Consider the following 9057-nt stretch of genomic DNA (forward strand, 5'->3'; position numbering starts at 1 on the left):
CTCATCCGCCGGCCGTGGCCTTCAGCTTGTCCAGGTCAGCCTTGAGCTCGGTCTCCTGCTGCGGGTTCAGCGGGATGAACTTGGCGTCCTCGGAGATCTGCTTGTGGTTGGCCACGTAGTACTCGACGAAGGCGAGCACCTCAGGCCGCTTGAGAGATGCGGCCTTCGGGTAGATGAACAGCGGCCGCGACAGCGGCTTGTACGACCCGTCCTGGGCCGCCTGCACGCTCGGCGCGACGCAGCCGTTGCCGCCGTCGATCTGGAGGGCCTTGAGCTTGTCGGTGTTCTCCTCGAAGTAGGAGAAGCCGAAGTAGCCCAGCCCGCCCTTGGACCCGGCCACACCCTGGACGGTCACGTTGTCGTCCTCGCTGGGGCTGTAGTCGGTACGACTCTTGCCCTCTTCACCGTTGATCTCGCCGGTGAAGTAATCGAAGGTGCCCGAGTCGGTGCCGGCACCGAACAGCTTAAGCGGCTCGTTGGGGAACTTGGGGTCGACCTGGTTCCAGTTGTTGACCTTCGAGCCGGGCTCCCACATCTTCTTCAGCTGGTCGACCGTCAGGCAGTTCACCCAGGTGTTGTCCTTGTTCACCACGACCGTCAGGGCGTCGTTGGCGACGGTGAACTCCTCGTAGGTGATGCCCTTGCCCTGGCAGGCCGTCTTCTCCTCGTCCTTGATCGGCCGGGACGCGTCGGAGATGTCGGTCTCACCGGCGCAGAACTTCTCGAAACCTCCACCTGTGCCCGAGGTGCCGACCGTGACCCGCACCTTGGCCTGCTGCTCCTGGAACAGCTCCGCCGCCGCCGTCGTCAAAGGCGCGACCGTGCTGGAGCCATCGACCTTCACATCGCCGGCCAGCTCCTTGGCTGCCGTGTCAGCTCCGCCAGTCGTCGCGGCATCCGTGGTGCCGGCGTTCTGGTTGTTGCCGCCGCAGGCCGCCAGCGCGACAGCGCACACCGCCACCGCAAGCAAGGCACGCGCCGTCCGCACTCGATCGTTCACGATCTTTCCTTTTCCTCGAATCAGGCCCGGCCCCGACCAGGCTCCCGTCACCCATGCATAGAAGCTCGCCTATGTGAACAGTTGGCAAACAGGGTCTGATCGGGCAATAAATTCATCGACCACCCTCTATGCGTCCTGCGTCCAGTCCATGCCGTTGCGACGCGCTATCCCGGGCGCACCGGAACGACCGCGACCCGCCAAAGAGTCATGAACAGGCTCCTGACCAGGGGCGCCTCGGTGAGGAGATCGCGCAGCGACGTCACAGTCAGGGCGTCCGGCACCGCTGGGGCACGCATGACTACCGCCATCGAGCGAGCCCTTGAAGGGTGCACACTCAACAATCGATGCCGGCCGTCCGTTTGTAGACTTGACGGGTGTATCAGGATGAGATCACGGCAGCTTCCCCTAACGTTCCCGGCCACGATGATGACTGTCCGCCTGTCTCGCTGATCGCGGAACCGCTAGAACGGGCGCAGGCGGAACAACTTGCCGGAGCACTCAAAGCAGTCGCGGATCCCACCCGGCTGCAACTGCTGAGCATGATCAGCGGCAGTCCGACCGGAGAAGCCTGCGTTTGCGATCTCACCGCACCACTGGGGCTCACGCAGCCGACCGTCAGTCACCATCTCAAGATTCTTGTTGATGCCGGATTGCTCTCCCGAGAGAAGCGCGGAAAGTGGGCGTGGTTCACGATCGTGCCCGAGAAACTTGCGGTCCTGCGCGGCCTGATTCCCTGAGCTTGACGTGCGCAGGCAGTCGCTGGACAAAGAACGCCACGTTCGTAAATATAGATCCGTGTCTATGTATGGGGAGTTGCCGCCTCTGGTGGCGACCGACGACTGCGTCGGCCCAAGACCAGCCCCACCCATGCCCAACGCCGCAGCCGCCGAGCTGGCCCGGCGTCTCAAGGCCGTCGCCGATCCGGTGCGGCTGCGCATCCTGAGCATCGTGCTGTCTCGCGCCGACGGCGAAGCATGCGCGTGTGACGTCAAGCCAGAGCTTTCCGCCTTGACGAAGCCACCGTCGACCAGCACCTTCAGGAACTGCGGGAAGCGGGTCTCCTGAAATCGGACCAACGCGGCGCGTGGGCCTTCTATCGAGCCACCCAAGACGGTCAGGATCTGTTCACCAGCCTGACCCGCGTCCCTGCCGGCGCCTGAGCGCCTCTCCTCAGATCAGGTCGCGCTGTTTCGCGCACGCCTTGCCAGACCAGCCAAGCGCCGCCGATCTCGAACAACGCGGCCACCATGTGGGTCTTGTGTGACCTACGGTTCTTCAGACTGCCTCACACGCCCGGCACGCGATTCGTCTCGTTGGCATAGTGATTTCCGAGCAGGCACGGGCCGATGGTCATGATCGGCCGGTCGACGAGATGCTCATCCAGGATGCAACGGTTCGCCAGGTGCGATCGCCTGACCAGCTGACACTGGTTCTCATGTGAAGTGGCAAGTTCCGAAGAACACAGGTTATGCAGTCGGAGGATTCCCCTGCGAAGCTAAATCGACTATCGTCGATTAACGATGAACAAAGAGAAGGGACCTCTGCCGAGGGCGGAGGCCGAGGAGTACGCGAGCTGGTTCAAGGCCCTGGCCGATGCCACGCGGATCCAGATCGTGGCGCTGCTAGCCCGGCAGCGGAAGCCGATGAGTGTCGGCGAGATCGTGACAGCCTCTGGTGTGGGGCAGTCCACCGTCTCACATCACCTGAAGATCCTGGCCGAGGTGCGGTTCGTACTGGTCGACAAGCAGGGCACCTCCAGCCTGTACCGGATCAACGAGAACTGCGTGAGCTGCTTCCCGACCGCCGCCGACGTGGTCATGGGCAACCCCGCCCCAGGCGCGCCCACCTGTGAGTGAAGGAGCGTCGTCATGACCAATGACGAGATCATCGACCACTACTCTGCTCTAGCCCGGGCCACGGCCGACGGCCGGATCGTCGCCGACTGCGGGCCGGATGCCTTCGAGGAGGGCTGTTTCGGCGCCGCCAGCTATGACGACACCAGCGCCCTGCCCTACGGCGCGGTGCGGGCCAGCCTGGGCTGCGGCAACCCCGTTGCGGTTGCCGACCTGTGTCCGGGCGAAACCGTGCTCGATCTCGGCTCAGGTGGCGGCATCGACGTGCTGCTGTCGGCTCGGCGGGTCGGTCCGTCCGGCAAGGCGTACGGGCTGGACGCCAGTTCGGACATGCTGGCGCTGGCTCGCCGCAACGCCGAGCAAGCGGGGGTGGCCAACGTCGAGTTCCTGCAGGGCGGAATCGAAGGGGTGCCGCTGCCGGATCGGTCGGTGGACGTGGTCATCTCCAACTGTGTGATCAACCTGTCCGACGACAAGGCGGCGGTGCTCGCGGAGGCGTTCCGGGTGTTGCGGCCGGGTGGTCGGTTCGGGGTGAGCGACGTGGTGGTCGACGGCGACGTTGACCCGGCCCGTCGCCTGGCTGCCGAGCAGCGGATCGGGTGCGTGGCCGGGGCGCTGCCGGCGAGCGAGTACCGCGGACTGCTGGCGGCGACCGGGTTCGTGGGCATCCGCATCACGTTGACCGCCAGCCACGGCGATGGTGTCCACTCGGCGACCGTCCAGGCCGTCAGACCCACGGCCGGACCGGGAATGGAGATCCGGCCAATGCGCCCAGCTGACGCCGAGCAGGTGCTGGCCATCTACCAGGCGGGCCTGGACACCGGGCAGGCCAGCTTCGAGACGACGGCGCCGAGCTGGGAAGGATTCGCCGCCGGTAAGCTGCCGCACCTGCGCTATGTGGCCGCCGATACCGCGACCGGTCAGGTGCTGGGCTGGGTGGCTGCTTCACAGGTGTCGGCGCGGCCGGTGTACGCGGGTGTGGTGGAGCACAGTGTCTACGTTCACCCTGGTTGCCAGGCGCAGGGCGTCGGACGGGCGCTGCTGGAGGCGTTCATCTCGGCGAGCGAGGACGCCGGGGTGTGGACGATCCAGTCCGGCATCTTCGGTGAGAACACCGCGAGCCTGGCCCTGCATCAGGCGGTCGGCTTCCGTGTGTTGGGCACGCGTGAGTGCATCGGCTGCCATCACGGCGTCTGGCGGGACGTGCTGATGGTGGAGCGCCGGAGCTCGGCGGTCGGCGGTGGCGGCCGGTCTAGGTAGGTGCCTCCACGACTCCGCGGCCTTCCCGCCCACGCGGGCCGGCCCCTGCTCGGCCGCTTCGATCAGAGGAATGATCACGACGTCACCTTCTTCGCCGTCCGCATGGGACTTCTGCGCCACAGGGCAAGGGCGATCAACGGCACGCCCACCACGCTCGGCAACGCCCCGTGGCTCCAGCGCGGTAGTTGTTCCCACAGCGGCAGGTGCGGGCCGTTGTCGAGGTAGAAGCCGGTCAGCAGCGCGATGTAGGAGGCTCCCATACCGGTGATGTGCAGTGCCGGCCGTCGGCGGCGCATCGTGTACCCGGCCAGCGCGGCGACCAGGGCCAGCGTTCCGACGGCGAACAGGCCGGCGTTCTCTCGCCAGCGGATCACCGACAGCACCGCCATCGACGCCCACACCACTCCCAAGCCCCACAGGTAGATCCGGCCGGACCGGACATGCCAGGCGCCGCCCTTGAGTGACAGGGCCGCGACGGCCCCGCACCCGACACAGCACAGCCCGGCCGCCACGTGGACGCCCAGGGCAGTGAAGAACACCGGCCCGGCGTCCGGTACCGGGATGCCGAAGACATCGATTTCGTCCATCGCCACCTGCGATAAGTAGCATTGCTATATATAGGGACGCTACTCCGGCAATTGCTGGCGAGGAAGGCCCGATATAGCGTTACTACCTATGAGGGCAGAAGCGCTCAAAGGACACCTGGACGGCCTGCTGCTGGCCGCGCTAGAGGCCGGGCCGCTGCACGGCTACGCCGTCAAAGAAACACTGCGTGAGATCACCGACGGCCGCATCGACCTGCCTACTGGGACCGTCTATCCTGCGCTGCACCGGCTGGAGCGGGCCGGGCTGATCAGCGGTAGCTGGTCGGTGGTGGGCGGGCGACGCCGTCGCACCTACGCGCTCACCGCCGCGGGACGCACGGCGCTCGGTGGCGAGCGCGACAGCTGGCTGGAGTTCGCATCCGCCGTCACCGCAGCGCTGAGAACACGCCCATGGCCGGCCACGAGCTGATCGCCGCGCAGCTGGCCATCCTGGCCGAGCGGCTCCCGGCACAGGCCGTGGAGGAACTGGCCGACGGGCTGCAGGAGGCCTACGAAGCCCGGCTTGCCGAGCTACACGATCCCGATGTGGCCGCGCGTGCGGCGATCGCCGAGTTCGGCGACGCCGACACCATCACCGCCGCATTCGTCCGGGAATCTCCCTGGCGGCGGATGGCGCTGACGCTGCTGGCCACCGGACCCATCATGGGGGTGGTCTGGGGGCCGACTCTCCTGTCCGCCCGGGTGTGGGATTGGCCCATTCCCCTCGTCGTGCGCATCGCCTACGGCATGGTCTTGGTCGGGGCCGCCCTCACGTTGCTGACGGTCGCGCGGGCAAAGCACGCCTACCGGCGAACGCGCATCGCGACGCTGGCCGCCGCGACCGGCCTCATCACCCTGGATATCGGCATGATCGCCGCCGCGATGAGCATGTCGTCGAGCGTGGTGTGGCCGCTGCTGGTGGCTGTGCCGGCGAGTCTGATTCGCATCCTGGCCACCCTCCGGGCCATGCCTGCGGCACTCACCCGCTGAGCAACCGGCCTGTTGGCCCTGACGCTCAATCCCCAGTCAGGGGGTAAGGATCGTGCAGATGCTGGTTGGGTCGCACTGGGCCGGGTCGACGCTGGTGGCCCGTTGCCGCAAGGCCCGCAGGGCGGCGCGGGCGGCCAGCAGTTCGGCGATGCGCTGCTCCACCTGCTGCAGGTGGGTGTCGATGAGGGCGGTCACATGGTGACAGGGCGGCTGACCGGCGTCGCGGATGGCCAGCACGCCGCGGATCTCAGCCAGAGTGAGCCCGGCTGCTTGCGCGTCCCGGATAAAGGTCAGGCGCTCGGCGGCAACCGCCGGATAGTCGCGGTAGCCGGCGGGGGTGCGCGGCGGCTGGGGAAGCAGCCCGGCCTGTTCATAGAAGCGGATGGTCTTGGTGGTGACGCCGACCTCAGCGGCGAGATCCCCGATGCGCACGTCTCCAGCGTACGGCCTTGACCTTCCAGTGCGCTGGAAGCTTTACCGTCGAGGCGACAGGCACTCGGCGAAGTGAGGAGGCCATGGCGATGGAGCTGACGGTGGTGACGGTGCCCGATTGCCCGAACGCGCCCATCCTGGGGGAGCGGCTGGCGCGGGTGCTCACCGAACTGGACGCGAACGAGCGAGTCTCGATCACGCGGCACACCGTGACCGATGCCAGGCAAGCAGCGCGCTGGCGGATGCGTGGCTCACCGACGCTGCTGGTGGACTGGATCGACCCCTTCGCCGACGACACACTGCCGATCGGGCTGGCATGCCGGATGTATCGCGATGAGCACGGCCGGCTGGAGGGAGCGCCGTCGGTCACGGAACTGCGCCGGGTGCTGGGCCAGGTGCTCGCAGACGGCGGCCCGGCCAGAGGGGGGCCAACGCCGGTGTGGGCGGATGCGCTGGGCCGCGCCGGAGCGGGGAGAGTGGCCCCCGTGGAAGGCGGGCTGCGTGCGGTGCATCAGCAAGTGCTGCGTGGCTTCGCCGAAACGGGAGCGGCGCGGCAGCCGGGCGAACTGGAGCGCGTGGCCGCCCTGTACGGCGTGAGTGCCGAGCAGGTGCTGGCCGAGTTGCACGCGGCCGACTTCCTGCGCCTGGATGACGCTGGCCAGATCAGCGCCGCCTATCCCTTCTCCGCGGCGCCCACTGCGCACCGAGTGCGCATCGCTGACGGACCGGAGGTGTTCGCGATGTGCGCGATCGATGCCCTCGGCATGGCCGCGATGCTCTGCCGCGACGTACGCATCAGCTCGGTAGACCCTGTCCGCGGCCAGGTCGTCACTGTGGAGGTCGCCGCTGCTGGGCAGGCTGCGTGGGCGCCAGGCACCTCCGTGGTGTTCGCCGGGCAGCAGGCAGCTTGCGAGCCCTGCGCGTCAGGGGTCGTCGCGGCGGCGCAGGCGTGCTGTGGCCACGTCAACTTCTTCACCGCCCCGGCCACCGCACAGGCCTGGGCCGAGACGCACCCCCAGGTGCACGGCCGACTCCTGAACCAACACACGGCGCTGGAACTGGGCGTGGCCATCTTCGGCCCATTGCTAGCCGCCAGCCCGGGCCCCACCCCGTGACCCACGCGGCCCCGACCCGCAGGTATCTCATTCGTCATCAGATTCGTTCGGCCGGGCGGGCGCGAGGGTCAGCTCGGCGCGGGTGGCGGAGCGGGCGCCGTGCTCGATGAGCCAGGCGGCCAGTTCGTCGGCACCGGAGCGGCGGGCGGCATCCAGCGGGGTCAGCTGGTCGTAACCAACCCAGTTGATGTCGGCGCCACGTGCCAGGAAGAACGCGGCGGCCTGCTGCTGGCCGCCGTGGCAGGCCGCCCACAACCCGTGCGTCACCTCATCTGCGCCTGGAGACGGGTCCGCAGCGAACGCGGCAGCGATGTGGTCCATCAGCCCGAGCGTGGCCGCCTCCCACAGCAAGATGGTTGCGCCGCGTTCGACCAGCCGGCGCGCGGCGTTCCACTGCCCGAACGCGCACGCGTCCGACAGTGCGGTGCCGCCACCGATCACCGCGCCGGTGGCGTCGATGTCGGCGCCGGCGTCCAGAAGAGCGTCCAACACCGGCACGTCGTCGCTGCTGGCCGCCCACATCAGCGGCGTCTCAGTGTGCGGGCCGGCGAAGCGGGCATCCACCTCAGCCCCAGCCGCCACCAGTTCGCCCACGAGGCCGGGGCCGTTTGGGAAGCGGCCGGGCCAGTCAGTCACCACGTGCAACAGCGTGCGCGACATGCCGCCCTCATCCCCCAACCGCACCCGAGCCAGACCGGAATGGGCGGCCAGCAAACGGCGCAACTCGCCGACGTCGCCACGATGGATGGCCTTTACCGCCGCAACCGCCAGCGCATCATCAGTGTCCAGGTAGCGCACCGGCTCATTGTCGCGACCCCCCTCGCAGCTCGCCAGAGGGTCCGCCCCGCACTTGATGAGAGCATGACAAGTTCGTGTTGTCGAGGGCGAATCGACAATCTAATGTTGTCGGCATGGACAGCCCCGCGCTGAACACCCAAGTCATGATCGACGCCGTTGCCGAGCGGGCCTCCTCAACCGATCCGCTCGCGCTGCTGGAGGCCGCGGTTACGTACGCCGGCCTGGTGGGCGCCGCCGGTGACGCCATGGTGGACCACTACGTCCAGGCTGCCCGCGAGGCCGGCCTGTCGTGGACCGACATCGGCGACCGCCTGGGCATCTCCAAGCAGGCCGCCCGCCAGCGGTACGCGCCGCGCCTGGCGGTCACCGGCGGCCCCGCCACCGAACCGGCCGCCATCGATCCCCGCCTGGCCGCCTGCTTGCAGGCCGCCCAGGAGGCCGCGGACGCGGAGAACAGCGTGCCCGGAACCCAGCACTTGCTGCTCGGTCTGCTTCAGGTCGGCCTGGCAGCGAACGCGCTGGACCGGGTCGGCGTCACCCGCGAGAAGATCCTCGAAGCCGGCTCCCGCCTGTTGCATCCGTATGAGGGAGACGGGGGCAGCCGCATGGTGGGTGACGGTGAGGCCCACGACGCTGTGTTGCGTGCCCGCCGTTTCGCCGCCACCCGTGGCCAGAACCTGGCCCGCACCGAGCACCTCCTGTTCATGCTGGCCACCGACCCCGGCTGCTCAGCCCACCGGATCCTCGACGACCTGGGCGCAGAGACCGCCCAGATCAAGAAGGCACTCAACGAGTGGATCCCGGCCCCGCCCCGCCCCGGGCGCCGCGCCCGCAAGATCGGCAAGCTCGGCACCGGCGTACGAGCATGCTCGTTCTGCGGCTGCACCGACCCGCACCGCGCCATGGTCCACGGCCCCGGCGTGCAGATCTGCGGCGAATGCGTCACCATCGCCACCGAGATCATCGCCACCCAGCACGACCAGGCGAAACGAGATCTGCAACCAGGCCGACGCCTCATTGGCTGA

At 68.1% G+C, this 9057-nt stretch carries 12 protein-coding genes; 8 read left to right on the forward strand and 4 right to left on the reverse strand.

Going from position 1 to position 9057, the window contains the following annotated elements:
* Position 1: 1 nt before the first annotated feature.
* Positions 2 to 1000 (reverse strand): PstS family phosphate ABC transporter substrate-binding protein, encoded by a 999-nt coding sequence (locus ABZX61_RS08695; RefSeq protein ID WP_355192770.1) that lies wholly within the window; start codon positions 998 to 1000, stop codon positions 2 to 4.
* Positions 1001 to 1374: 374 nt separating this feature from the next.
* On the opposite strand from ABZX61_RS08695, the gene ABZX61_RS08700 reads away from it, so the two are divergent.
* From ABZX61_RS08700 to ABZX61_RS08715, 4 genes are all read left to right on the forward strand, one after another.
* A complete protein-coding gene (locus ABZX61_RS08700; protein ID WP_355192772.1) occupies positions 1375 to 1737 on the forward strand; it encodes a metalloregulator ArsR/SmtB family transcription factor in 363 nt (120 codons plus the stop codon).
* Between the two features lie 130 nt (positions 1738 to 1867).
* Complete coding sequence (locus ABZX61_RS08705; RefSeq protein ID WP_355192774.1) at positions 1868 to 2065, forward strand: hypothetical protein; 198 nt, start codon at positions 1868 to 1870, stop codon at positions 2063 to 2065.
* A gap of 455 nt (positions 2066 to 2520) precedes the next feature.
* Complete coding sequence (locus ABZX61_RS08710; RefSeq protein WP_355192776.1) at positions 2521 to 2856, forward strand: metalloregulator ArsR/SmtB family transcription factor; 336 nt, start codon at positions 2521 to 2523, stop codon at positions 2854 to 2856.
* 12 nt (positions 2857 to 2868) lie between these two features.
* Entirely contained in the window at positions 2869 to 4113 is a 1245-nt protein-coding gene (locus ABZX61_RS08715; protein WP_355192778.1) for a GNAT family N-acetyltransferase, read from the forward strand.
* A 74-nt stretch (positions 4114 to 4187) separates the two neighbouring features.
* Here ABZX61_RS08715 and ABZX61_RS08720 read toward each other — a convergent pair whose 3' ends face one another.
* A complete protein-coding gene (locus tag ABZX61_RS08720) occupies positions 4188 to 4700 on the reverse strand; it encodes a hypothetical protein (RefSeq protein WP_355192780.1) in 513 nt (170 codons plus the stop codon).
* A gap of 88 nt (positions 4701 to 4788) precedes the next feature.
* On the opposite strand from ABZX61_RS08720, the gene ABZX61_RS08725 reads away from it, so the two are divergent.
* Complete coding sequence (locus ABZX61_RS08725; RefSeq protein WP_355192782.1) at positions 4789 to 5127, forward strand: helix-turn-helix transcriptional regulator; 339 nt, start codon at positions 4789 to 4791, stop codon at positions 5125 to 5127.
* Positions 5109 to 5687, forward strand: coding sequence for a hypothetical protein (locus ABZX61_RS08730; RefSeq protein WP_355192784.1), 579 nt, complete (start codon positions 5109 to 5111; stop codon positions 5685 to 5687). Before ABZX61_RS08725 ends, ABZX61_RS08730 begins: the two co-directional genes overlap by 19 nt.
* Positions 5688 to 5723: 36 nt before the next feature.
* Here the strand turns inward: ABZX61_RS08730 and ABZX61_RS08735 are convergent, their stop codons facing one another.
* On the reverse strand, positions 5724 to 6119 hold the full coding sequence (locus ABZX61_RS08735; protein ID WP_355192786.1) for a heavy metal-responsive transcriptional regulator: 396 nt from the start codon (positions 6117 to 6119) through the stop codon (positions 5724 to 5726).
* Between the two features lie 83 nt (positions 6120 to 6202).
* Here ABZX61_RS08735 and ABZX61_RS08740 point away from each other — a divergent pair, with 83 nt between their 5' ends.
* Positions 6203 to 7234: an alkylmercury lyase family protein gene (locus ABZX61_RS08740; protein WP_355192788.1), complete on the forward strand. Its 1032-nt coding sequence runs from the start codon at positions 6203 to 6205 to the stop codon at positions 7232 to 7234.
* Between the two features lie 27 nt (positions 7235 to 7261).
* Here the strand turns inward: ABZX61_RS08740 and ABZX61_RS08745 are convergent, their stop codons facing one another.
* Positions 7262 to 8032, reverse strand: coding sequence for an ankyrin repeat domain-containing protein (locus tag ABZX61_RS08745; protein ID WP_355192790.1), 771 nt, complete (start codon positions 8030 to 8032; stop codon positions 7262 to 7264).
* 113 nt (positions 8033 to 8145) lie between these two features.
* Between ABZX61_RS08745 and ABZX61_RS08750 the strand changes: the two genes are divergently transcribed.
* Positions 8146 to 9057, forward strand: coding sequence for a Clp protease N-terminal domain-containing protein (locus ABZX61_RS08750; protein ID WP_355192792.1), 912 nt, complete (start codon positions 8146 to 8148; stop codon positions 9055 to 9057).

The sequence above is a fragment of the Nonomuraea sp. NPDC003709 genome (genome assembly GCF_040610775.1).
GTDB classification, from domain to species: domain Bacteria; phylum Actinomycetota; class Actinomycetes; order Streptosporangiales; family Streptosporangiaceae; genus Nonomuraea; species Nonomuraea angiospora_A.